Origin of the sequence: Bartonella sp. CE47NXGY, assembly GCF_042195415.1 — a bacterium.
In the GTDB taxonomy this organism is placed as follows: domain Bacteria; phylum Pseudomonadota; class Alphaproteobacteria; order Rhizobiales; family Rhizobiaceae; genus Bartonella.
Map to the genome: position 1 here is coordinate 176,075 of NZ_JBHIOI010000001.1, position 24,951 is coordinate 201,025.

The 24,951-nt window shown below is 38.1% G+C and carries 24 protein-coding genes; 12 read left to right on the forward strand and 12 right to left on the reverse strand.

Annotation, left to right across the window (positions count from 1 at the left end; all coding sequences use genetic code 11):
• The first annotated feature begins 411 nt into the window (after positions 1 to 411).
• The 5 genes from cysS (at position 412) to pssA (ending at position 6,305) form a co-directional block, all read left to right on the forward strand.
• On the forward strand, positions 412 to 1,920 hold the full coding sequence (gene cysS, locus ACFIL3_RS00750; protein ID WP_375611222.1) for a cysteine--tRNA ligase: 1,509 nt from the start codon (positions 412 to 414) through the stop codon (positions 1,918 to 1,920).
• Positions 1,921 to 1,970: 50 nt separating this feature from the next.
• Positions 1,971 to 2,642 carry a DUF421 domain-containing protein gene (locus ACFIL3_RS00755; protein WP_375611298.1) on the forward strand — a complete coding sequence of 224 codons (672 nt, stop codon included), beginning with the start codon at positions 1,971 to 1,973 and terminating at the stop codon, positions 2,640 to 2,642.
• 115 nt (positions 2,643 to 2,757) lie between these two features.
• Entirely contained in the window at positions 2,758 to 4,641 is a 1,884-nt protein-coding gene (locus tag ACFIL3_RS00760; RefSeq protein ID WP_375620728.1) for an ABCB family ABC transporter ATP-binding protein/permease, read from the forward strand.
• A gap of 117 nt (positions 4,642 to 4,758) precedes the next feature.
• Positions 4,759 to 5,457, forward strand: coding sequence for a phosphatidylserine decarboxylase (locus tag ACFIL3_RS00765; RefSeq protein ID WP_375612939.1), 699 nt, complete (start codon positions 4,759 to 4,761; stop codon positions 5,455 to 5,457).
• Between the two features lie 8 nt (positions 5,458 to 5,465).
• Positions 5,466 to 6,305, forward strand: a complete 840-nt coding sequence (gene pssA, locus ACFIL3_RS00770) for a CDP-diacylglycerol--serine O-phosphatidyltransferase (protein ID WP_375611225.1) — start codon at positions 5,466 to 5,468, stop codon at positions 6,303 to 6,305.
• A gap of 70 nt (positions 6,306 to 6,375) precedes the next feature.
• Here the strand turns inward: pssA and ACFIL3_RS00775 are convergent, their stop codons facing one another.
• From ACFIL3_RS00775 to rpsF, 9 genes are all read right to left on the reverse strand, one after another.
• The gene (locus ACFIL3_RS00775) at positions 6,376 to 7,125 is read right to left on the reverse strand and encodes an SDR family NAD(P)-dependent oxidoreductase (RefSeq protein ID WP_375613045.1); all 750 of its coding nucleotides are present in this window, start codon (positions 7,123 to 7,125) and stop codon (positions 6,376 to 6,378) included.
• A 2-nt stretch (positions 7,126 to 7,127) separates the two neighbouring features.
• Positions 7,128 to 8,621 carry an amidophosphoribosyltransferase gene (purF, locus tag ACFIL3_RS00780; RefSeq protein WP_375638093.1) on the reverse strand — a complete coding sequence of 498 codons (1,494 nt, stop codon included), beginning with the start codon at positions 8,619 to 8,621 and terminating at the stop codon, positions 7,128 to 7,130.
• An 82-nt stretch (positions 8,622 to 8,703) separates the two neighbouring features.
• Complete coding sequence (locus tag ACFIL3_RS00785) at positions 8,704 to 9,279, reverse strand: CvpA family protein (protein ID WP_375629260.1); 576 nt, start codon at positions 9,277 to 9,279, stop codon at positions 8,704 to 8,706.
• A 142-nt stretch (positions 9,280 to 9,421) separates the two neighbouring features.
• On the reverse strand, positions 9,422 to 10,798 hold the full coding sequence (radA, locus tag ACFIL3_RS00790; RefSeq protein ID WP_375612937.1) for a DNA repair protein RadA: 1,377 nt from the start codon (positions 10,796 to 10,798) through the stop codon (positions 9,422 to 9,424).
• Between the two features lie 6 nt (positions 10,799 to 10,804).
• The gene (locus ACFIL3_RS00795) at positions 10,805 to 12,295 is read right to left on the reverse strand and encodes a replicative DNA helicase (RefSeq protein ID WP_375610161.1); all 1,491 of its coding nucleotides are present in this window, start codon (positions 12,293 to 12,295) and stop codon (positions 10,805 to 10,807) included.
• Positions 12,296 to 12,890: 595 nt separating this feature from the next.
• Positions 12,891 to 13,487, reverse strand: coding sequence for a 50S ribosomal protein L9 (gene rplI / locus ACFIL3_RS00800; protein WP_273791080.1), 597 nt, complete (start codon positions 13,485 to 13,487; stop codon positions 12,891 to 12,893).
• Between the two features lie 25 nt (positions 13,488 to 13,512).
• Positions 13,513 to 14,493 carry a hypothetical protein gene (locus ACFIL3_RS00805; protein ID WP_375638094.1) on the reverse strand — a complete coding sequence of 327 codons (981 nt, stop codon included), beginning with the start codon at positions 14,491 to 14,493 and terminating at the stop codon, positions 13,513 to 13,515.
• A 149-nt stretch (positions 14,494 to 14,642) separates the two neighbouring features.
• Complete coding sequence (gene rpsR, locus ACFIL3_RS00810; protein ID WP_012754957.1) at positions 14,643 to 14,891, reverse strand: 30S ribosomal protein S18; 249 nt, start codon at positions 14,889 to 14,891, stop codon at positions 14,643 to 14,645.
• A complete protein-coding gene (rpsF, locus tag ACFIL3_RS00815; protein ID WP_375612935.1) occupies positions 14,891 to 15,298 on the reverse strand; it encodes a 30S ribosomal protein S6 in 408 nt (135 codons plus the stop codon). The genes rpsR and rpsF overlap by 1 nt, the downstream gene beginning before the upstream one ends.
• Positions 15,299 to 15,633: 335 nt before the next feature.
• Between rpsF and ACFIL3_RS00820 the strand changes: the two genes are divergently transcribed.
• The 7 genes from ACFIL3_RS00820 to gmk all read left to right on the forward strand — a co-directional run bounded on the left by ACFIL3_RS00820 (position 15,634) and on the right by gmk (position 22,035).
• Complete coding sequence (locus tag ACFIL3_RS00820; RefSeq protein WP_375612934.1) at positions 15,634 to 16,221, forward strand: undecaprenyl-diphosphatase; 588 nt, start codon at positions 15,634 to 15,636, stop codon at positions 16,219 to 16,221.
• Positions 16,222 to 16,298: 77 nt separating this feature from the next.
• A complete protein-coding gene (gene fabD, locus ACFIL3_RS00825) occupies positions 16,299 to 17,243 on the forward strand; it encodes an ACP S-malonyltransferase (protein ID WP_375612933.1) in 945 nt (314 codons plus the stop codon).
• Positions 17,244 to 17,261: 18 nt separating this feature from the next.
• Positions 17,262 to 17,999, forward strand: a complete 738-nt coding sequence (gene fabG / locus ACFIL3_RS00830; RefSeq protein WP_375638095.1) for a 3-oxoacyl-[acyl-carrier-protein] reductase — start codon at positions 17,262 to 17,264, stop codon at positions 17,997 to 17,999.
• 260 nt (positions 18,000 to 18,259) lie between these two features.
• Positions 18,260 to 18,496, forward strand: a complete 237-nt coding sequence (locus tag ACFIL3_RS00835) for an acyl carrier protein (protein WP_004860281.1) — start codon at positions 18,260 to 18,262, stop codon at positions 18,494 to 18,496.
• A gap of 101 nt (positions 18,497 to 18,597) precedes the next feature.
• Positions 18,598 to 19,860, forward strand: a complete 1,263-nt coding sequence (fabF, locus tag ACFIL3_RS00840; RefSeq protein WP_375622331.1) for a beta-ketoacyl-ACP synthase II — start codon at positions 18,598 to 18,600, stop codon at positions 19,858 to 19,860.
• Positions 19,861 to 19,956: 96 nt separating this feature from the next.
• Positions 19,957 to 21,066 (forward strand): endolytic transglycosylase MltG, encoded by a 1,110-nt coding sequence (mltG, locus tag ACFIL3_RS00845; protein ID WP_375681757.1) that lies wholly within the window; start codon positions 19,957 to 19,959, stop codon positions 21,064 to 21,066.
• A 291-nt stretch (positions 21,067 to 21,357) separates the two neighbouring features.
• Positions 21,358 to 22,035 carry a guanylate kinase gene (gene gmk / locus ACFIL3_RS00850; protein ID WP_375681758.1) on the forward strand — a complete coding sequence of 226 codons (678 nt, stop codon included), beginning with the start codon at positions 21,358 to 21,360 and terminating at the stop codon, positions 22,033 to 22,035.
• 29 nt (positions 22,036 to 22,064) lie between these two features.
• On the opposite strand, the gene rsmA is transcribed toward gmk, so the two are convergent.
• Genes rsmA through ACFIL3_RS00865 form a run of 3 tightly spaced genes read right to left on the reverse strand, consistent with a single transcriptional unit; the run spans position 22,065 to position 24,855 of the window.
• Positions 22,065 to 22,895 carry a 16S rRNA (adenine(1518)-N(6)/adenine(1519)-N(6))-dimethyltransferase RsmA gene (gene rsmA, locus ACFIL3_RS00855; protein ID WP_375611238.1) on the reverse strand — a complete coding sequence of 277 codons (831 nt, stop codon included), beginning with the start codon at positions 22,893 to 22,895 and terminating at the stop codon, positions 22,065 to 22,067.
• Positions 22,886 to 23,899 carry a 4-hydroxythreonine-4-phosphate dehydrogenase PdxA gene (gene pdxA / locus ACFIL3_RS00860; protein ID WP_375681759.1) on the reverse strand — a complete coding sequence of 338 codons (1,014 nt, stop codon included), beginning with the start codon at positions 23,897 to 23,899 and terminating at the stop codon, positions 22,886 to 22,888. The genes rsmA and pdxA overlap by 10 nt, the downstream gene beginning before the upstream one ends.
• Positions 23,899 to 24,855 carry a SurA N-terminal domain-containing protein gene (locus ACFIL3_RS00865; protein WP_375620739.1) on the reverse strand — a complete coding sequence of 319 codons (957 nt, stop codon included), beginning with the start codon at positions 24,853 to 24,855 and terminating at the stop codon, positions 23,899 to 23,901. Before ACFIL3_RS00865 ends, pdxA begins: the two co-directional genes overlap by 1 nt.
• Between the last annotated feature and the right edge of the window lie 96 nt (positions 24,856 to 24,951).

A 24,951-nucleotide genomic window follows, 5' to 3' on the forward strand; every position in this document is an offset into this window, starting at 1 on the left:
CATTATTCTCAATTATTGATTATAAAATATAGGGCGTAAGAGGCAGTAAGGAACCCATTGTGGAATATTGAAAATACTGACGAAGCTTTGTGTGGTTAAAAATTTAAGATTTTCTTTCTGCAAACTATCTATTTTTCACATAGATTTATATTGTATTGCCTATAGATTTTTTTCTAAGCTCATTTTCTTTAAGGAGAGAAAGCATCTCTAATGATAGAACGCTTTTGTCCAATCAAATAAAATAGATTGTTTTTATGATAAACGATGGATACAGCCGTAAATACAATGGGAAAATGGTAAGAAGAATTTACTATAAGATACAAGTTTTTAGCTTAAACCGCGTAATACAATGATTTGAGATAAGATACATCTAAAAGGATCGGTGCATAATATCGTCCATGGAGTCAATAAATGAAAGAGTTGCGATTTTATAATACGCTAACACGTAAAAAAGAAAAATTTACACCAATAGATGCGACAAGAGTACGCCTTTATGTTTGTGGACCGACAATTTATGATTATGCGCATATAGGAAATGCACGTCCTGTTATTGTTTTTGATATTTTATTTCGCTTATTGCGTCATGTTTATGGCAATGAGCATGTTCTATATGCACGTAATATTACAGATGTCGATGATAAAATTAATGCACGAGCAGCTAGCGAATATCCAAACGTATCATTGAATGAGGCTATTCGTCACTTAACAGAACGTACATATTCTCAGTTTCAGCAAGATACCATAGCACTTGGTTGTCTGTTGCCAACCAGTCAGCCACGCGCCACTGAGCATTTAGAGGAGATGCGCTCTTTAATTGAAAGGTTGCTTGAAAAGGGGCACGCTTATGAAGCGGAAAATCATATATTATTTTCTGTAAGTAGCATAAAAAATCCTCCCCATTATGGGGCATTTGCAAATCGTTCTTTAGATGAAATGAGGGCGGGGGCGCGTATCGATGTTGCTGCTTATAAAAGGGAAGAGATGGATTTTGTTTTGTGGAAGCCTTCTGTGGAAGGAGAACCAGGTTGGAAATCACCGGGCGGAATTCCTGTTTTAGGTCGTCCAGGTTGGCATATTGAATGTTCTGCAATGTCAATGGCAAAGTTATTAGCGCCCTATGGCGGTGGTTTAACCTGTGATGATCCGACCGCCAATGTTTTTGATATCCATGGTGGTGGAATTGATTTAATTTTTCCTCATCATGAAAATGAGATTGCACAAAGTTGTTCAGCTTTTGGGACGGAGCGAATGGCTAATTTTTGGATGCATAATGGTTTTTTACAAGTTGAAGGCAAAAAGATGTCGAAAAGCTTTGGCAATTTCATAACTATTCGTTCTGTTTTAGAGAATAATTTGGGGGAGTTTAATGGTATTTTAACCGATGAAATGAAGCAAAATTGGGCTGGTTTGTCTGCGCGTTTTTCGATGTTGCAAACGCATTATCGTGAACCATTAAATTGGACAGCACAGCGTTTAATACAATCGAGCAGCGAACTGTATCGTTGGTATGAATGGCTTCGCAGCAAAAAGAGTGAGATGAAAAACAATGAAGCAATTGATGATACTTTGATAGATGCACTTAGTGATGATCTTAATACTCCAAAAGCACTGACTCTTTTGCGAAAATTTTATAAAGAAGGAAATGCTTTGGCTCTTCTGAATGGGATGAATTTATTAGGACTGTTAAGACAAGAATGGATTAAAGAAATAGATTGCCCATTATTTACGAGAAAAACTTTCCTTGATACAAAATTTATTGATCAGCGCATTGCCGAAAGACTAAGACTTATCCATAATAAAGAGTGGGAAGCTGCGGATACAATTCGTGATGAGCTTGCAGCCAAGGGGGTTCTTTTAAAAGACAGTAAGGATCCGCAGAGTGGTGAGCGCATAACTGTGTGGGAAATAAAGCGACACTAAAGCGACACTAATGTCTCTATTCCAGCAGCTCCATAAAAAAGGAGAATATGATGGAATTTTTATATCATTATGGGTATGTTGCACTAAAACTAGTTGTAGGACTTATCGCTTTCCTCTTGATTTTAAGAACCACAGGTCGTGGTAGTCTTAGTCAAATGACGCCAGTTGATTTGGTAAGTAATTTTGTCATGGGAAGTATTATTGGAGGCGTTATTTATAGTCCGGATGTTAGCAGTATTCAATTGTTGATTGTCTTATTTATTTGGCAGACTTTAGTCACATCTCTTAATTTTCTGATGCGCTATTCAGTTTTTTTTCGTCGTCTTATTGCAGGACGACATATTGCATTGGTTTTAGATGGAGTATTTCAAGTGGATAAGATTAAAAAATTAGGTATCAGTGTGAATGATCTGATTACAATGTTGCGCATTAAAGGCTGTAGTTTACATGAAGCTGCTTTCGTTCGTTTAGAAACCAATGGCGATTGTTCCGTTATTAAAAAGGAAGAAGGAAAGAAGTCTATCATTTTAATACAAAATGGTGAAATTCTTGATAAGGGGCTGAAAGAGATTGGTAAAACAAAAAAATGGCTTCAGGCAGAATTGAAAAAAAAACATGTAAAAGTTGAAAATTTATTTGCAGCAGAGTGGTATGAAAATACAGATCAAAATAATAAATTGTATAGTGGATTATTTCTTGTTCCTTTTTCAAAAACAGTCTAACTTCAAAAAACAGGTAGGTATAGCTTATTGGAAGCCATAATGAAGAGATGAATCTATAAATAACCACAGAGGGTATTTTGCCTGTTTGTGCGGATGATAGAGAAGTAAGGACTTTATGAAACGCAATGAAATGACAAAAACTGTATCATCAGATACAGGGAAGACTCTGCACACACTTTACAATTTATGGCCCTATATGTGGCCGGTAGGGCGGCGTGATCTAAAAATGCGTGTGCTATGGGCAATATTTTATCTTGTTTTGGCTAAGCTCGTTCTCATATCTGTACCGTATTTATTTAAATATTCTACGAATGTGCTTGATTCAAGCTTTCAGCTACCTGAATGGTTCCCATCCAGTTGGATTATTCCCATCATGCTTGTTTTGGCATACAATGTCGCGCGTATTATGCAGGCTGGATTAAATCAATTACGCGATTCCCTGTTTGCCACTGTTGGTCAATACGCTGTTCGTCAATTAGCTTATAAAACCTTTGTACATATGCATGAGTTATCTTTGCGATTTCATTTGGAACGCCGAACAGGTGGGCTTTCTCGTGTGATTGAGCGTGGAACAAAAGGAATCGAAGCGATCGTAAGATTTTCAATTCTTAGTACAGTACCAACAGTTTTAGAATTTATATTAACGGCACTGGTATTTTATATAAGTTATGGGTGGCATTATCTTCTCATTGTTGTTGTAACGGTTGGATTATATATTTTGTTTACCATTAAGGCGAGTGATTGGCGTATTCGCATTCGACAAAAAATGAATACAGCGGATACTGAGGCGAATACTCGCGCTGTTGATTCTCTTTTGAATTTTGAAACGGTCAAATATTTTGGTAATGAAACTCTAGAAGCCGATCGATTTGATGCTTCTATGGTAGGTTATGAAAAAGCCGCAACAAAGATTTGGACATCTTTAAGCTGGCTTAATTTTGGTCAGACTCTTATCTTTGGTATTGGAATGACGATCATGATGCTGATGTCAGCTTATGAAGTTTTTTATAAGACACAAACTTTAGGAGATTTTGTTTTTATTAATGCGCTTTTAATGCAACTTTCCATTCCACTAAATTTTATTGGTTCAATGTATCGTGATATTCGACAAGGTTTAACGGATATTGAAGCAATGTTTGATCTTTTAGATGTTCAGAAAGAGATCGTTGATAAATCGGATGCTAAACCGTTAGAGATAAGCGATGGGACCATTTGTTTTCATCAGGTAAAGTTTTCCTATGATTCGAGACGTCAGATTCTCAGAGATATTGATTTTGAAGTTCCTGGAGGAAAAACAGTCGCTATTGTCGGTCCATCGGGTGCCGGTAAATCTACTATTTCTCGGTTGCTTTTTCGGTTTTATGATGTTGATGCAGGCTCTATCACAATTGATGGGCAGGATATTCGTGACGTAACACAAAAGAGTTTGCGTGAAGCGATTGGCATGGTCCCACAAGATACGGTGTTATTTAATGATACAATTGCCTATAATATTTGCTATGGGCGTCCAAGTGCTACAGATGAAGAGATGCGCAAAGCTGCTGAAATGGCACAAATATCAAAATTTATTGAAATTTTACCGGAAGGTTTTCAGTCTATGGTAGGAGAGCGAGGTCTCAAATTATCAGGTGGTGAAAAACAACGCGTGGCTATTGCACGGACACTTTTAAAAGCTCCTCCACTTCTTATTCTAGATGAAGCAACGGCGGCTCTTGATACGGCGACGGAACAGGAAATTCAACAAGCATTGGATATTGTAAGCCGTGGACGTACAACATTGATTATTGCGCACCGTCTTTCTACTGTTATCAATGCGGATGAAATTTTAGTTCTTAAAAGTGGTCGTATTATTGAAAATGGGACGCATACAGAGCTTTTACGCAAGAAAGGTCTCTATGCTTCAATGTGGAATAAGCAGCTTGAAGCATCGCAAGCAGAAGAAAAATTACGTAAAATGCGTGAAGAAGATGAGACGAGTGTTGTTAATCGTAAAAAATAAATAGAGCAAAATGTAATCTATATCTTTATATGGAGTGATTGATTAAATACATAAAAAGACACAAGAGGAACAAAAAGCTTTGTTGCTTGTTTAAGTTTACGATGAATAGGAAATTATATGAGTATTCTGCAATCTTTCCATAATAGCTTTGTAACGGTTCATAAAGAAGGTTATCCTTTTATTGTAGCGTTTTTTGTTATTTCGCTCATTCTTGGTTGGATATGGAGTCCGTTGTTTTGGTTTGGTCTCGTTCTCACGGTGTGGTGTGTATACTTTTTCCGTGATCCAGATCGTGTGATCCCTTTGAATTCAAATTGGGTTATGTCGCCTGCAGATGGGCGTATTTCATTTGTGGAATCATGTGTTCCACCTGAAGAATTAGGATTAGGGAAAGATGAAATGATCCGTATTTCCATTTTTATGGATGTTTTTTCATGCCATATTAATCGTATTCCTATCAGTGGTACAGTAGAGTCTATCGTTTATCATCCAGGTCGATTTACCAATGCTGACTTTGATAAAGCTAGTCAGTTTAATGAGCGTAATGGGGTGGTAATTGATAGCAAACATGGTAAAATTGGTGTCGTACAAATAGCGGGAATGGTTGCGCGCCGGATTGTTTGCTGGTCAAAAGAAAACGATGCCGTTATGACTGGTGAGCGATTTGGATTGATTCGTTTTGGTTCTCGCCTTGATGTTTATATACCAACTGAAATGAAATTGCGTGTTGCAGTTGGACAGACAGCAATTGCTGGAGAAACAGTTTTGGGTTCTTTTGATGATAAGAGTGCCACAACGGACTTCAGATACGATTAGGACTCACAATGAAAAATTTTTCGCCATTTTCTTCATTCAATCCTGAGGGGCAGCATGATGATGTTGCAAATCGGCGGCGTTCACCTACATCAATGCGGTATGTCATTCCCAATATCATTACTATTTTAGCAATTTGTGCAGGGATGAGCAGCATTCGTTTGGCTTTTGAACATCGCTATGAAGCTGCTATTTTAATGGTGCTTTTGGCCGCAGTTTTAGATGGTGCTGATGGTCGCATTGCCCGTTTAATAGATGGTAGTTCATCTTTTGGGGCACAGATGGATTCTCTTGCTGATGTTATAAATTTTGGTGTTACCCCTGCACTCATTGTTTATTCTTTTATCTTGAATCAAGCGAATCATATTGGGTGGGTTGCTGCCCTTGTTTATTGTGTTGCTTGTTGTTTGCGATTAGCACGTTTTAATGTGATGTTAGATAACCCCAATATACCTAAGTGGCAGAGAAGTTATTTTGTTGGTGTTCCAGCACCAGCAGGAGCATTATTACTTTTATTGCCTACCTATTTAGGCACTCTTGGTTTGGTCCCCAATTGGGGGTGGGCATTATTTTTTAGTCTTTATACTGTAATTATTGCTTTTCTTTTGATTAGTCGTTTACCGGTATGGAATGCAAAAACAATTGATCAAAATTTAAGGCGCGATATCGTTATACCTTGCATGTTGGTCATTGTTATTTATGTCGGTTTTCTTGCGACTTACACATGGGAAACTTTATTGATTACAGCTGTTAGCTATATGATTTTTCTCCCTTGTAGTTTTATCGCTTATAATAAACGTGCTACTTTAGAAGAGAAAAAGGCTGATGCTAAAGCTATCCAAGAATTATAAAGTGCTTCATTCTTCTGTCGAAAAGCACAGGAAAAAGAGAGAGTCAAACGATTTACTTCTCATATGATGATCAATCAGGTACATGATAATCTACAAACCGATTTTTATGGACATTAAAGAGTTTTCCAGTTTCCTTTAAATCAGGTGATAACAAATGGACTATCTTTTTTGCAACCTCTTGTGGTAAAGGAAGAGTTTGTGGATCTTCACCGGGCATAGCTTCAGCGCGCATGGCAGTGCGTGTGGCACCAGGGTTGACACAATTAATCTTAATAGGGGTTTGTTTGAGTTCTTCTGCCCAACAGCGGGCAATCACCTCTAAAGCCGCTTTAGAGGCTGCATAAGCTCCCCAGAAAGGGCGCGCAGCATGCGCAACGCTTGAGGATAACAGGATGGCTCGTCCAGCATCAGATTCACGTAATAAAGGCTCAACGGCTTTCATTAAGCGCCATTGGCTGAAAAGATTTATTTGAAAAACATCTTCAAATACCGTGTTTTCTATATGCGCTATTGGTGAGAGTGTTCCAAGAATTCCTGCGTTTGCAACGATAATATCAAGTTTTTTCCAGCGTTTGGCAATTGAGATAGCAAGGGTATCGATGTTTTCCATATGATGCAAGTCAAGGGGAACAAGGGTTGCATGAGCTCCTTTTTCTCGGATTTGATTATCTAATTCAGTAAGTCCACTGACTGTTCGTGCAAGAGCAATAATATGAGCACCGCGTGCAGCAAGCTCGAGTGCCAAATAATAGCCAATCCCTCTTGATGCGCCAGTAACAAGTGCAACACGCCCATGGAGACTAAAGTCACGTTTTGTCATCATTAATCTCTTGTTTTAAGAACAGATGATTGATGAATTTTGGAGAGATTTTCTTGATCAACCAGATGCGTAGGATAATATCCAGTAAAATAATGGTCAGTAAATTGTGGATCGGCGTTATTCCGTTTTTCCCCTGCTACAGCAAGATATAATCCATCAGTTGAAAGAAATTCTAATGAATCCGCTCCAATAAAATCACACATAGATTTTAAATCTGGATATTGATTTGCTAAAAGGTTTTCAGCTTTAGGTGTATCAATACCATAAAAGTCAGGATAAAAAATCATAGGGCTAGAAATGCGCATATGAACTTCTTTTGCTCCTGCATCGCGAAGCATTCGTACAATTTTAAGGGATGTTGTTCCACGCACAATAGAGTCATCAACCAGAATAACACGTTTTCCTTCAATCACAGGACGGTTTGCCGAATGTTTTAACTTGACGCCAAAAGCGCGAATTTGTTGTGTTGGTTCGATAAAAGTGCGGCCAACATAGTGATTACGAATAATACCAAGCTCGAAGGGAATTCCAATTTCTTGTGCATAGCCAATTGCAGCAGGCGTTCCTCCATCAGGAACAGGAACCACAACATCACCCTCACAAGGGGCTTCCTGTGCTAAACGGATTCCCATATTTTTACGTGTTGTATAAACACTACGCCCTCCAACGATTGAGTCCGGGCGGGCAAAATAAACATATTCAAATAAACAAAGCTTTTCTGGTGTCTCATTTTCTGGTTTTATAATTTTTTTCGTAATTTCCCCATTTTTTTGTATTTCACATATGATGATTTCTCCATTTTTAACATCACGGACATATTTTGCTCCAATAATATCAAGAGCACAAGTTTCAGAACAAAAGATAGGCTTACCATCAAGTTCCCCCATCACGAGAGGTCTAATTCCTGTTGGATCGCGTGCCGCAATAAGCTTTGTACGTGTGAGCGCTAACATAGCATACCCACCTTCTACTTGCCGAATCGCATCAACAAAACGATCAGAGGACGATTCATAACGTGAGCGGGCGATAAGATGGAGAAAAACTTCTGAATCTGACGTTGATTGACAGATAGCACCAGAAGCGATGAGTTCACGGCGTAATGTGAGACCATTGGTAAGATTACCATTATGCGCAATAGCAATACCTCCAACTTTCAATTCAGCAAAAAGGGGTTGAACATTGCGTAATGCCACTTCTCCAGTTGTTGAATAACGGGTATGTCCAATAGCACGATTTCCTGGTAAGCGGGCAAGTGTTGCAGGGTTTGTATAGTGATCGCCAACAAGACCTAAATGCTTTTCTTGATGAAATATTTTATTATGGTAAGAAACAATCCCAGCTGCTTCTTGCCCACGATGCTGAAGTGCGTGGAGTCCAAGAGCTGTTAATGTTGCGGCATCTTCATGCCCAAGAATACCAAAAACTCCACATTCTTCATGAAGGGTATCATCATCTAATGAAAATTCTTGACAGAAAACATCGCTTTTTATCATCATATTCTTTCAGTTGTGATATGGAGGAATCATTAATATCACATTTTACATCATTTAGTTCTCTTTCCTCATGAAAAACTATTCTCTATTTTTTGAAAATTATCTTTTCATGAGAGTGTTGCTCATACGTATGTTTATTGCTGTCTTTAAACAAATTTTCCGTCTTTTCGAGAACAGATCCAATATCTTTGGGGAGTATTTCCCAGACTTTTTGTCCCAATGAATCTAAAATAGGCCTTGTTTTTGCATTTTTTAACCAATTCGCTTGAAGCTCGGGTTTAATCAGTGCATTAAGCAGTAACATACCGATGACCATGATAAGTAAACCACGAAGTGCTCCAAAAATAAAACCAATAGCACGGTCAAGGATACCAATTCGACTATCAATAATAAAATCAGAGATCTTCATTGTAATAATTGAAGTAATAATGAGAACAATAATAAAAATTGTGACCAATGTTGTGATCAATGCAATCATTTTATTAGAGAGATATTGTTCAAAGAAAGGTAAGACAGGTTTGAATAAAAACAGTGTCGTAACAGCTGCAACTGCCCAAGAAATCAACGATAACACTTCACGTGAAAATCCTCGAAGCATAGCAAGAAAAGCGGACAACAGGATGATTACTACGACAATTCCATCAAGGATTGTTATGATCATTTGTTTGTTCCTTATACATAAAGTTGTGTTCTTTTAAGTCTGTGTGCAAATATATTTTTTGTTATGCCATTTTTTGTTCTTATAGCAAGGATCTTTTGTATTTTATAGAGTTTTTTCTATATTATCATATCTGTGGTGCAGATCATTTTTTACTTACGGTAAGAGTAGCAACGAGTTCGGGAAGGTCGGAGAAAGTTTTTTGTTGAAAGTTGAGCGACTTCATCATTTCGGTTGTTGTTGTGGGGTGAAAGGCTCCTTGAAAACCGAGTTTTTTTGCTTCATTGATGCGCTGTGCTGAATGTGCAACAGCGCGGGTAGCTCCTGAAAGACTGACTTCACCAAAATATACATAATCCGTTGGCAATGCGATATTGGCAAGAGAAGATACCAAAGCAGCGGCTACAGCTAAATCAGCAGCAGGTTCTGATATGCGATATCCACCTGCCACGTTCAGATAGACATCATGCTGTCCAAAACGAATGCCACAATGAGCTTCTAAAACGGCAAGAATCATAGAAAGGCGATTTCCATCCCATCCGACAACCGCACGTCTTGGTGTCCCAAGGGAAGAAGGAGCAACAAGCGCTTGAATTTCTACGAGTATCGGGCGTGTCCCTTCCATTCCTGCAAAAACAGCAGCGCCTGGTGCTTTTTCATTACGTTCCCCTAAAAATAATTCAGATGGATTTATCACTTCGCGTAATCCTTTATCAGACATTTCAAAGACACCAATTTCATCTGTTGGTCCGAAGCGATTTTTTACAGTTCTAAGAATGCGATAATGATGTCCTCCTTCACCCTCAAAATAGAGAACGCCATCAACCATATGTTCAACGACTCGAGGACCAGCAATTTGTCCATCTTTTGTAACATGCCCAACAAGAACAACGGCGGCTCCTGTTTTCTTGGCAAAGCGGATCATTGCCTGAGCACCGATACGTACTTGTGTGACAGTGCCAGGTGCTGAATCTGCTGTATCTGACCATAGGGTTTGAATCGAATCGATAATCACCATATCAAGGTTTTTATGTTCGCTTAAGGTTGCCAGAATATCTTCAACATTGGTTTCAGCAGCAAGTTTCACTTCTGTATTGTTAGCTTCAAGCCTTTGTGCGCGCAGACAAATTTGCGCAATAGCCTCTTCACCTGAAACATAGATGACATTATATCCTTTACGTGATAAAGCAGCGGCTGTTTGTGTCAGCAATGTTGATTTACCAATACCCGGATCACCTCCAACAAGGAGTGCTGATCCACGGACAAAGCCCCCACCGGTAACACGATCAAGTTCAGCAATACCAGAATGAATACGTGGAGCATCTTCGATATTTCCAGAAAGAGATGTGAGTGTGACAATGCGTCCTTTACGAGCATTCTGCTTAGGACCACTTCCTATGCCGCTATTTATAGTTTCTTCGATAAGGGAATTCCATTCCCCACAAGCGCTACATTTTCCTGCCCAACGGGAATGGATGGTTCCGCAATTTTGACAGATAAATTGAATACGATTACGCGCCATGTCGATTTAACCAATTTGCTCTGGAAGGTAATTGCTATCGGCCAGATCACTAAAGCGTGTGAAATCAGATTGAAAGGCAAGGGGCACGATTCCTGTCGGCCCATGGCGCTGTTTTGCAATAATAACGTCAGCTTTTCCAAAAGCTTTATCCATTATTTCTTGCCATTTCGTATGTTCCAAGCTACCTAGTTTTGGTTCTTCATTTTTGAGATAGTATTCTTCGCGATAGACAAACAGAACGATATCGGCATCTTGCTCAATTGAACCAGATTCACGTAAATCTGAGAGCTGTGGACGTTTATCTGTTCTATTTTCTACTTGACGAGAAAGTTGAGAGAGAGCGATAATAGGAATATTCAATTCTTTTGCTAATGCTTTTAATCCTGTGGTAATTTCTGTGATCTCTTGAACACGATTTTCTGATGAACGCTTTGAACTGCTTGTCATGAGTTGGATATAGTCAATAAACAAGATATCTAAACCATGTTGCCGCTTGAGACGCCGCGCACGAGCAGCTAATTGCGTAATTGATATTCCCCCAGTTTGATCAATATAAAGTGGTGCCTTTTGTAGTTGGTTCACCGCACGAATAATTTTTGAAAATTGTTCATCTGAAATATTGCCACGCCGAATATCAGAAGAAGAGACTTCTGTTTGTTCAGAAATAATACGGGTTGCAAGCTGTTCGGATGACATCTCAAGTGAGAAGAATCCCACAATGCCGCCTTCATTTTCTTGGATATTGGCATTACGATTATAAGCATTAGCAATATTAAAGGCAATATTGGTAGCCAGTGAGGTTTTACCCATACCAGGGCGGCCCGCAAGGATAATTAAGTCAGATGCTTGTAATCCTCCCATTTTTTCATCAAGTGTTTTAATATGGGTGGCTATCCCTGATAATTGTGAAGAGCGCTTTTTCGCAGCACTTGCCATATCGATAGCTTTTTTAATAGCCTCATTAAAATTTTCAAATCCACCTCCATATTTCCCTTTTTCTGCTAGCTCAAATAACTGATTTTCAACAGTTTCAATTTGTTGGGTAGGTGTGAGTTCTACAGGAGCATCAAAGGCTGTATTGACAACTTGAGTTCCAAGGTTAATCAAAGACCGTCGGATAAAGAGATCGTAAATGACGCGTCCATAATCTTCAGCGTTAATAATAGTGACTGCCTCTGTGGCTAAGCGAACAACATATTGGTATACAGTAATATCTCCAATTTTTTCTTCCATTTGGATATAGGGCTTGATTGTAACTGGATCTACACGTTTTCCTATTTTAATAAGGTGAGATAAAACATGATAAATTTTTTGATGCAATGGTTCAAAAAAATGTTCTGGTTTTAGAAAATCTGAAACGCGGTCAAGAGAATCATTGTTGATAAAGATGGCACCAAGCAATGCCTGTTCAGCTTCAATATTATGCGGAAGTTGCCGAAAAGAAGGAGAATCCTCTTTCTTTGAAGAGCTGACATTAACAACGTTAGTTTCTTCCATAATATTTTTCCACTAAAATTCTAAGTCTAGCTACTTTAGGCGATAAATTGAAAATCGTATAATTAAAAGAATAGAGCTACAAATCTTCATTTTAAGTTAAAATTATATAATTTTTAAAAACTCTCTTTTCGTTCCTCATTTATCATTTGTGTATTATTTATATAACGTCTATCTATTTTATTTTATAATATGTGATTTTAAAGTGGAAGGTTTGCTACTCTAAATTTAAGTATTTTTAAGTTACTTAACCTTAAAATTCCAATATCTGTGTAAGTAGAATTATTTTTTTATAACTGAAATTATTTCAGATCATGTGAGGATATAATCAACTTAACGCTCATACAAACTTTAGCCTTAAGGGTAGAACTTTAAATTATTTTTGCTTTATATGCTGGAAAAAAAAAGACATTTCACTCTTAGTGATATTATCATTCTCGGCATGTAATGCCTTTAAATAATATATTTCTAATTCTTTCATAAAAATTAGGTTCTTTATGTACGATAGCCATAAAATACTCACTTTTAAAGTGTGAGTATTTTATGAGCGATATTTAAAATGGAATAAAAAATATAAAACAGAAAGCAAAAATAGCAATTAAGCTTCTTGATGAGAACTGTTTATATCGTTGTCATTAATTTCTTCTGCCAATAATTCTTCCTGACTTTCTTCTAATAATTCTTCTTGAATATTATATATTTCTTTAGCCGAAGTGAGGGTTTCACCTTCTGCTTGGCGTTGTGCTTCACTGGTAGAACGCGCAACATTAATAATCACAGAAATTTGAACCTCTGGATGTAAGCTAAGAGTGATAGTGTGAAGACCGATCATTTTTATTGGATGATTAAGTTCGATTTGATTTCTTCCAATAGAAAAGCCTTCATCTGTTATGATTTCAGCAATATCACGTGTTGACACAGAACCATAAAGTTGTCCTGTTTCACCAGCAGAACGAACAACAATGAATGATTGTCCATCAAGTTTTTCAGCAATTTTTTGCGCTTCGCTTTTGCGTTCAAGATTACGTGCTTCAAGTTGTGCACGTTGTACCTCAAAATGTTTTTTATTAGCTTCATTTGCGCGTAAAGCTTTACCTTGAGGCAAGAGAAAATTACGCGCATAACCATCTTTAACTGAGACAATATCACCCATCTGACCAAGACGAGGAATGCGCTCAAGTAAAATAATATCCATAGTTTTTCCTTTCGAACAAATAAATTTAGTGGAGTTTTTTGCGTGATTGAAAATTGTATTGAATAGCAGCCCAAATTCCCATCAAAAGCATCATGAAAACAATAGGTGGAGTAAAAACGACTGTAAAAATAGCAATATAAACAAGAGAAAGTATAATAATCCGACCGTTTACCCCTTTTGTAATATTGTGAAGATATGCTAGACCGCTAATTAATATGATGACAATGTATGCAGTACTAAAGACACGGGTACTCAAGTTAAGAGAAGCGCTCAGCTCAACCATCGATGCTATGCAAACAATAATGAAAATAACAATTCCAGAAATGGGAAGGCGGAGAGTTTCGCTCCAATCATCACGGGGTCTTTTCAGCCATTTCATATGTTGTGCTGCTATCATGGAAAAGTAAAGGTTACCAATGAGAAAAACCAAACTATAAATAGTCAAAGAAAAAGCAGTAAAAGTTGCTGTATGCGTCATTAAAAGCTCACTAAAAGCGCGTATATCGGCTTCTTTTATTGACTGTGTTTGTTGCAGAGTTTGTGCTATGTTTTCGGTGATTTTTTTTGCAACGATGGGTGTGGAAGGACGTGTTTGAACATAGAGCCCAATGAAAGTTGCTATAAGAGCGATAAAATTAGTTAAATGAAAAATAACCGATGATAATGGATACCATATCAGTTCGTTTTCTTTTTGCGCTGGTCGTGCAAGCCCAAGAAGCCAAGAAGCATAGACAGCAGGAAGGAAAAATAAGAACATAAAGCCAAGAGCAATATAGGTATTAGTGGTTATGATAAGAACAACAGTGGCACTTATGAGGGCGATGAGACTGGCTAATGTTCCTTGACCGAACGCAACAATAAAAATTGGCAATGAAAGAAAGCAGCCAAGAAGAAGAGAAAAAAAGGGCGCGATATTTGCAACACTGATGATTGCCAGTCCTATCACAACAGCAAATAATCCTGCCAAAATACCGGTTAATATCTCATAAGTACGATTTTTTTTCATTTATTGCTGTCCTGCTTTCTGCAGTTAGAGGTGTGTCAATACCCCAACTTTGACATTTAATAGCTTAACATAGGATACAACAAGCTATTTTTTAACCATATAAGAAATGCAACTGGAGAAACTCTCCAGTTGCATAGCGTATTGATTGCTTACTTTATAACGTACGGAAGTAAGCCTAAAAAGCGAGCACGTTTGATAGCATTAGCTAATTCACGCTGTTTTTTCTGACTAACAGCAGTAATCCGTGAAGGAACAATTTTCCCACGTTCGGAAATATAACGTTGTAACAACTTGATGTCTTTATAATCAATTTTGGGAGCATTGGTCCCTGAAAAAGGACATGTTTTACGACGACGATGAAAGGGGCGACGTGCAGAGTTTTGATTAGTATCAGTCATTATTCTACCCCTTCTATAGTATTTTCACGTTGACGACGTGGAAAACGAGGACGCTCTTCATCATGTCCAATGTGACTATTGCGATCAAGGTGTGAGAGCATAGCAGATTTTTCTTTTTCGTGTTTTTCTACGCGAATGGTCATATAACGCAAAATATCCTCATTGATGCGCATCTGACGCTCCACTTCAGCAATTGCTGAAGCTGGTGCATCAATATTGACTAAGACATAATAAGCTTTACGGTTTTTACGAATACGGTAAGCAAGAGGACGAAGTCCCCAATTTTCTATACGCCCAACTTTTCCACCATGCGCTTCAATGACACCTTTGTAGAGACTCAAAAGTTCATCAACTTGCTGCGGTGCAATGTCTTGTCGGGCAAGGAACATATGTTCATAAAGAGCCATTGTTTTGCCTTTCTTCAATTAAATTTCACCGGTTTTAGCGCAAAGCCTCTGCGACTTGTCTTTTTTGGAAATCCAAAGAAGAAAGGACGCGTTTACAATTCGAGACATCTCAGAGCGGAGATACGGGAGGCCGGAAACATTGTATTTCCTACTGATATTTTACAGCCCTCCGTTCAACCTCCAGCTAAAGTGCCGGCAACGAATATTTCATATCTACAGGTTATCTTTTAAAATAGCAAGTTTATGCACACAAAAAAATTGATTTGTTAAATCTTGATATATTTCCTTCTTCTACAAAAAGATAATACTGTAATATAAAGGCAAAGGAGGGAAAAATGGACTTTTTAAACCAGATTGATGTTACACTCTTTGAAATGTTTGTCGGCAATCATCAAGCTTGGTCGATTGTAGTTTTGTTTAGTATTTTTTGTGCAAAGTTTTTAATTTATATTATTCCTCTCCATCTTTGTGCGTTGTGGTTTTGTGGTGGGGAGAGGGAACGGTGTGTTGTGCTAAGCATTTGCATGAGTATTTGTGCATCTCTTTTCATAGGTTATCTCATTTCTCTTTTTTATTTTCATCCTCGCCCATTCGTGGTAGGGCTGACGACACCGCTTATTCAACATCGTGCAACAGCTTCTTTTCCTAGTAATCATGCCTTGACCATTGCATCTTATGCAGCTAACTTTTATTTTTACCGATACAAAGTTACTTTTAAATTTGCCACCGTATTTTTGTGTTTGATCTGTTGGGCGCGCATCTTTGTGGGTGTACATTATCCCTTTGATATTTTAGCAGGTGCACTTTTAGGAAGTCTCATAAGTTTGGGTGTTATTCAGTTTATAGCACCCTATTTTCCTAAGTTTTTATATCAAATTCCGCCCTTAAAATATAATTTTAGGTGTGGTATTCGTTTTAAATAAAGGGCTTTATATTGATTTGTGCGGATGAATAAGGTCAAAAGAAAATAATTTAATTGTACAGTTTTAGGAGTTGATAAATGGGTGCAGCTTTTATTTTTCCAGGGCAGGGGAGTCAACTTGTTGGTATGGGGAAAGCGCTTGCAGAGCAATTTATTGTCGCACGGATGGTTTTCGAGGAAGTTGATGATGCTTTGGGTGAGAAATTATCAAAGATCATTTTTGAAGGACCAGCAGATGTTTTAACGTTAACAGCAAATGCACAACCGGCATTAATGGCTGTATCTATGGCTGTCATTCGTGTGATGAAACAATTAGGGCTTCGTATAGAAGAAAAGGTAAGGTTTGTTGCTGGTCATTCTTTAGGCGAATATTCGGCTCTTTGTGCTGCTGGTACATTTACTCTCACAGATACGGCAAGACTTTTGCGTATTCGTGGCAATGCTATGCAGGCTGCTGTCGCGGTTGGTGAAGGTTCTATGGCTGCATTAATTGGTTTAGAAGAGCACATTGTGGAAGAAATTTGTGAAACTGTTTCTGGAGAAGGACTATGTCAGATTGCTAATGATAATGGTGGTGGGCAAATTGTTATTTCCGGTAAAGCAAAAGCAGTTGAGGCAGCGGTAGAGATTGCATCAACAAAAGGTGCAAAACGTGCACTTCTTCTTCCTGTTTCTGCACCTTTTCATTCATCTTTAATGCAACCTGCTGCTGATGCCATGAAGAAAGCACTTTTGACTGTTAACAAAATGTCCCCTATTGTTCCTTTGATTGCCAATGTTTCTGTTGCACCTGAGAGCAATCCAGAGCGTATTACTACTCTTCTTGTCCAACAAGTGACTGGGAGGGTGCGATGGCGTGAAACAATAGAATGGATCGCTGCGAATGGGGTTGATACGCTTTTTGAAGTTGGTTCTGGAAAAGTATTAACAGGTTTAACGCGTCGTATTAACAAAGATATAAAGGGGGTAACAATTGGAACAGTTGATGAAATAGAATCAGCGCTAGGCATGCTTGGCGTTTAATCTATAAGGAGTTAAAAAATGTTTAGATTAACAGGGCGTAAAGCTCTTGTAACGGGGGCTTCGGGAGAAATTGGTGAGGCAATTGCACGCTGCTTTCATGCACAAGGAGCTATTGTTGGACTTCATGGAACACGTGAAGAAAAGCTCAGAGAAGTGGCGGCAGAATTAGGGCAGAATGTTTTTGTATTTCCCGCTAATCTTTCTGAACGCCAATCGGTGAAACAATTGGCTGAAGTTGCAGAGAGAAAAATGGATGGCGTCGATATTTTGGTTAACAATGCGGGAATCACTAGGGATGGTCTTTTTGTGCGTATGCAAGATAAAGACTGGGATGATGTTTTAGAAGTTAACCTAACAGCTGCTTCTCTTTTGACGCGTGAATTAATACATTCTATGATGCGCCGCCGTTATGGAAGGGTTATTAACATTACATCTGTTGTTGGTGTTGTGGGAAACCCTGGACAAACGAATTATTGTGCTGCAAAAGCAGGCTTGATAGGTTTTTCTAAAGCATTGGCACAAGAAATTGCTTCGCGAAACATCACTGTCAATTGTATTGCTCCAGGATTTATTAAATCCGCAATGACAGACAAGCTTAATGAAAAGCAAAAAGAAGCCATTATGGCTGCGATTCCGATGAAACGTATGGGAAGTGGGCAAGAAATAGCCGCTACTGCTGTTTATTTAGCAAGCGATGAAGCAGCCTATACGACAGGTCAAACACTCCATATCAATGGTGGAATGGCAATGATTTGAGTATTTATTTTATTCCACATTGATTTATGAGTTGTATTATTTTAGATAGTAACGATTGAAATGGATAGATGCATCTATTTCTTTAATATGGTCGTTGATCAATTGATGTCGGAATGTCAGATTGGTTCATTTTGTAGGGGATATCCACAGGATGTTTTAAATCATTACTAAAATCTTTTAAAGTAATGCATCTATTGCTTGATTAGATGAACCGATATAGTTAACCAAATTATAGGAAATATAAATTCGAGGATTTCAACATGAGTGATACAGTAGAGCGCGTTAAGAAAATTATCGTGGAACATCTTGGGGTTAATGCTGATAAAGTTGTAGAAAATGCAAGCTTTATCGATGATCTAGGGGCTGATAGCCTTGATACGGTTGAACTCGTTATGGCTTTTGAAGAAGAGTTTGGGGTAGAAATTCCAGATGAAGCTGCTGAAACGATTTTTACAGTTGGCGATGCAGTCAAGTTCATTGATAAAGCTTCTGCGTGATTACTAAAGGGCAAAGGCATAAATTGCTTTTGCCTATATTCTTCGGAGCTCTTTTGAAAAGAGAGCTTTGAGAGGTGAAGTTTAGTTCAAGGTTAGAAGTTATGAGACGTGTTGTTGTTACTGGTTTAGGGTTGGTATCTCCATTAGCTGGTAATACTGAATATAGTTGGAAACGACTTCTTGAAGGAAGAAGTGGTGTCCGACGTATCACTGAGTTTGATGTGTCAGATTTGCCATGCCAGATTGCTGCGCGTATCCCCTTAGGGGATGGAACAGAGGGGACTTATAATGCTGATTTGTATATGGAACCTAAAGAGCAACGTAAAGTTGATGCATTTATTGTTTATGCAATGGCAGCTGCTAACCAAGCGCTTGCAGATGCCGAATGGTTTCCTAAGAGTGATGAAGATCAGATTTGTACAGGCGTGTTAATTGGCTCAGGAATTGGGGGAGTTGAGGGTATTGTTGAAGCTGGTTATACGCTTCGTGATAAGGGTCCACGTCGTGTTTCTCCTTTTTTTATTCCAGGTCGTTTGATTAATCTTGCTTCTGGTTATGTGTCTATTCAATATGGTTTACGGGGGCCTAATCATTCTGTTGTAACGGCTTGTTCAACAGGGGCGCATGCAATTGGTGATGCGGCACGTTTGATTATGTTTGGTGATGCAGATGTCATGGTGGCAGGGGGGACTGAATCTCCGATAAATCGGATATCTCTTGCAGGTTTTGCAGCTTGTAGAGCTCTTTCTACTTGTCGCAATGATGATCCTGAACGGGCGTCACGTCCTTATGATACTGATCGTGATGGTTTTGTGATGGGGGAAGGAGCAGCTGTTGTTGTTTTAGAAGAGCTGGAACATGCCAAAAAACGAGGAGCGCGTATTTATGCTGAGGTTATTGGCTATGGTTTATCTGGTGACGCTTACCACATTACAGCGCCTTCAGAAAGTGGTGAAGGGGCTCAGCGTAGTATGATAGCTGCTCTTAAGCGTGCACAAGTGAATGTAAGTGAACTTGATTATATTAATGCTCATGGTACATCTACGATGGCTGATTCCATAGAGCTAGCAGCTGTTGAGCGTGTTTTAGGGAGTTATGCACCACAAGTTTCTATGTCATCAACGAAATCATCTATCGGGCATTTACTTGGGGCAGCCGGTGCTGCTGAGGCTATTTTTTCTATTTTAGCTATACGGGATAATATAGCCCCAGCGACACTTAATCTTGACAATCCATCGATTGAAACAAAAATCGATCTTGTACCACACAAACCGCGTGAACGAAAGATTGATACGATTCTTTCTAATTCTTTTGGATTTGGTGGGACAAATGCATCGTTGGTGATGCGACGTTTTAGGGGATAATAAGTATTTTTATTTAATTTTTGCTTTTGAGTTTTCTACTTTATTATAAGGTGAATAAGAAATTATAATATTATCCTTAATCGCTATTGAGGGGTTATGTCCGATGTGAAAAATGGAAAATCATTAAAGGACGTAAGTGATTCCTCTTCGAATCATTTAGCAGATAGTTATGACATGTTAATACATAAAAAACGAAAGAAATCATCTATCGTCCGTAATCCGTTGGTCATTCTCGGTCATTTTTTTCTTATGCTGATTGTGATTATTCTTTTTGCCATAAGTATTCCTCTTTATATTGGAAAAAGTATTTTTGAAGAAAAGGGAAAAATTGAGGAAGAACAAATTGTTCTTATCCATCCTGGTACCGGAATTCGTGAAATTGCTTCATTGCTAGAAAAACGTGGTTTCATTCGATCATCAGATATTTTTGTTTATGGGGTCGGTTATCACCAAAAAACAACGCACCTGAAGGCTGGAGAATATTTAATTCCGGCACATGCTTCGATGCAGGATATTATGGATATTCTTGTGAAAGGAAAATCCATTGAGTATGCATTTACCGTACCAGAAGGTTTAACGGTTCAGCAAGTTTTCGATCGATTAGCTGCGAATGAAATTTTGATTGGAGACCTTCCAAAAAATTTGCCTCCAGAGGGCTATTTAATGACGGATACTGTTCGCTTTATTCGGGGGACAACGCGTAAAGAGATTGTAAACAGATTGCGTGAAGGACAGACAAAATTAATTCATGCTATATGGGCTACGCGTTCACCTGATTTACCCATTAAATCGATTGATGAATTTGTTATATTAGCCTCAATTGTTGAGAAAGAAACGGGAATTGCAGCAGAAAGACCAATGGTTGCTGCAGTATTTTATAATCGCCTTACAAAGCATATGCGTCTTCAATCTGATCCAACAGTAATTTATGGTCTCTTTGGAGGAAAAGGAAAACCATCCGGTCGTGCAATTTATCGTTCAGATCTTGAGAAGGAAACACCCTATAATACTTATAAAATTAATGGTTTGCCTCCAACAGCTATTGCAAATCCAGGTCGAGATTCTTTGAAAGCGGTGGCACATCCACCAAGCAGTGATGCACTTTATTTTGTTGCTGATGGTTCAGGTGGGCATGTTTTTTCTCGAACCTTAGAGGAACATAATATGAATGTTCGTAAGTGGCGAGAATTTAAGGCGAGAAATTAATTTATAATGATAATGTATCTGTTTGCATCGTAAAATGAAAATCCAAAGTATAGTAAAATTTTTTATAAGAATTATAAAAATCATTTTCTTGTATGCTACAAGAGAAGTTAGCATATGGATAAAAATATTTAAGAAAGAAGTAAATATACTGCTAATAAATTATTTTAATGGAAGAACAGGATAACATTGAGGTCTAGCTGCTAAAGCAAATACCATTGGTTGGGAGAAACATTGAGGTAATGTATTATTTGAATTTTGAAGAAAAATTTATGAACAAAGTAGAGTGGTGTGATGACAGCCTTTGAAAGTAAATTCAGTGCCATAAAAACAAATCAACGCCGCGGTTTTTTATTTATTCTCTCTTCACCTTCAGGCGCTGGTAAATCAACAATTTCTCGATTACTTCTAAAAGATGGACAATTAGAGCTTTCCGTAAGTGTAACTACAAGGAAGAGGCGTCCTAGTGAAGTAGATGGGCTGCATTATTACTTTATTTCAAAAGAAGAGTTTGAATATAAGCGTGATAGGGATGAATTTATTGAGTGGGCAGAAGTTCACGGAAATTATTATGGCACTTTACGTGAAACTGTTGAAAGCGCATTGAATGCTGGCCAAGATATGTTATTTGATATTGATTATCAAGGTACCGAGCAGCTGCAAAAAAAGATGCTAGGAGACACTGTATCTGTTTTTATTCTTCCACCATCAATGAAAGAGCTTGTTTCGCGTTTACATCGTCGAGCAGAAGATAGTCAAGATACTGTCAATTTGCGATTGGAAAATGCACGAACGGAGTTAAAGCATTGGCTTTCTTATGATTATGTTGTGATTAACGAAGATTTAGATCAGTCTTTATCTTTTATTAAATCAATTTATTTAGCTGAAACCGTAAAACGTGAGCGTTGTTCTTATCTTGGCTCTTTTGTTGATGGGCTTATTGCTGAAAAAATCGATAAATGTTGTGATTAAAAAAGGTTTTATAACACAAAGTGCATTTTTTAGAGCACTAGATGCGCTAAAGTTACAAATTCAGAAATCGAGAGCGTTTCAGCACGGCGCGTTCCATCAATTCCAGCTTTTTCTAATAGCTCTTCACCTCCAAGTATTTTGAGATTTTGACGAAGCATTTTTCGTCTTTGCCCAAAGGCGGTTTTTGTGACGAGGCTTAGTTTTTGTGCAGAGCAGGAAAGAGGTTGTATTCGCGGAATAATATGAACAACGGAAGACGTTACTTTAGGTATTGGTATGAAGGCTTGAGGGGGGACATCAAAAGCAATTTTAGCAGTGGTACGCCAGCCAGTTAAGACACTAAGACGTCCATAATGAGTAGATTGAGGTTTAGCTGTAATCCGTTTGGCAACTTCACGTTGAAACATCAATGTCATTGATTCATAAAAAGGAGGCCATGGTTCAGTCAAAAGCCAATTTAATAAGAGTTGTGTCCCAATATTATAGGGAAGATTTGCAATAATGCGCGGTTTTACAGGGCTTGTTTCAAAGAGTTTTGAGAAATCTTGCTTCAGTGCATCATTACAAATAACTTTTAATTTTTTAGGATAGTGTTTTTCTATTTCTAAGAGAGCCGGTATGCAGCGCTCATCGCGTTCTATTGCTGTTACAATGGCACCCTTTGCTAGCAAGGCACGTGTGAGACCTCCAGGACCAGGACCAATTTCAAGAACAGGTTTTCCTTCTATATTGCCTGCTTGATGAGCAATTTTAGATGTTAAATTAAGATCAAAAAGAAAATTCTGCCCCAAAGATTTATGCGCTTGTAATCCATATATATCAATGACCTCACGCAGAGGAGGGAGATTATCTATTGGCATGGGTTTAAACTATTTTTTGCAAGTTGATTTGCAAGTTTAAGAGCAGCAATAAAGCTTTCAGGAGAGGCTATCCCTTTATCAGCAATGTCAAAAGCAGTTCCGTGATCTGGAGATGTGCGAATAAAAGGTAGACCTAACGTGACATTAACAGTGCTGTCAAAGTCTAATGTCTTAACAGGGATAAGGGCTTGATCATGATACATACAAATGGCAACGTCATATGCCTTTCTTGCGCATTCATGGAACATTGTGTCGGCAGGCAGCGGGCCTGCAATATTGAGTCCTTTCTTTTTAAGATATTCAATAGCAGGAGTGATAACTTCAATATCTTCTTTTCCCATTGCACCTCCTTCTCCAGCATGAGGATTAAGACCAGCAACAGCTAGTCGGGGTGACGTTATTTTAAACCTTGTTTTTAAGTCATATTCAGTAGTAAGTACCGTTTGAATAATTAAATCACGGGTAAGCTGTGAAGGAACATTTTTAAATGGAATATGAACAGTTATTGGTACTGTTTTTAATCGGGGTCCTGCTAACATCATAACTGGATGATAACATTTATGAAAAGCTTTATGGGCTAAATCGGCTAAAAATTCTGTATGACCTGGAAATTGAAAACCGGCATCATAAAGACTCTTTTTTGCAATAGGACAAGTGATAAGTGCACATGCATGGCCATTTTGAATCAATTGAACACAGCGTTTAATTGCTTCAATAATTCCAGCGGCATTATTCGATGAAGGTATACCTAATTGATCACTTTGTTTGTTTTTTAACGGTATGATAGGAAGAGCGTTTTGAAAATTTTTTGCAGGATTATTGATTAAAACAGATTGCACCTCAACATCAATCTGTAAAAAACGAGCGCGCGAACGAATAACATCTGGATCAGCAAGAAGTACAAAAGGTGGAATTTGGCGCGTAACACGCAAATTCCACGCTTTTAATACTATTTCAGGACCAATTCCGGCAGGATCACCACCGCTAACAATAAGAGCAGCCATTATGAATTTTGAATGCGTGCCACTCGGCGCAGTTCTCCTAAATATTTGTCGCTTAATTCTTCAAGTTTTTGCGGGCTTCTTTTTTTACTATCTTGAAGAGAAAATATCAGTCGAGCGACATAATCATCAGAAACTCTTTTTATTTTGCAGACAGCAATTGCTTCGATTCCATCAGATGTTTCTTGTAATTTTGTCATTTTTCCAGCAGGCGTTTCAAGAATAGCTTGTTCCCATGCATTAGGAAGTTGTGGCTCCAGAAACTTTCCTAAGTGGCGGATAGTAACGTCTAAAATACCTCTTGCTTGATTGTGAGCATTGGCACATCCACGGAAATGTGCGCGAAAATTACTTGCTTCTCTTTGACGTCTTTCAAAGATCTCTGAACGACGATGTGCAGGAATGACAAAAACAATTCGCTGTAATGTATATTCGTTGGTTGAAGGTTTTACACCACCATTTTTTAATATTCTGCGTACAGCTTCTTGTTCGCTAATCATACCTGTTTCAGCTTGATAGCGTGCGCTAACAAGACGCCCCCATCCTATTTGTCCACGGATGTAATCTTTAAAGTGTTGCACTGTGATCTCAGTTTGGATCAGAATCTGGTTGAGCTGATCAATCGTCATATTATTTTGTGTCGCAAAATTCTCAAAAGCTCTATCAACTTCATCATTGCTTACTTCAATATTACGACGTTTTATTTCAATATTTTTTAGCTTTTCATCAATAAGCTCTTTTTTAGCCTGTGCCACCAAATTGCCTTGCTTTTGTTGTAGCCTGAGAAAAGCAAGGCGTCTTTGTATATCATAATTTGTGATGGGGTTGCCATTAACTGTAACAACAATAGAAGTCTGCGCAAAGACTGTCGGAATCAAAAATCCATTTATTAGCAGGCTACTTACGCTCAAAGATGCAATATAAAATAAAGCAAGAAAACGCTTTTTCAATTTATTCATGTAAATAGGCTTTCGCATTGTTTATTAATTCTCATCAACAACTTAAAATACACGCTTTCTTTCATAAAAACAATGATAAGTTAAATGACTGATACA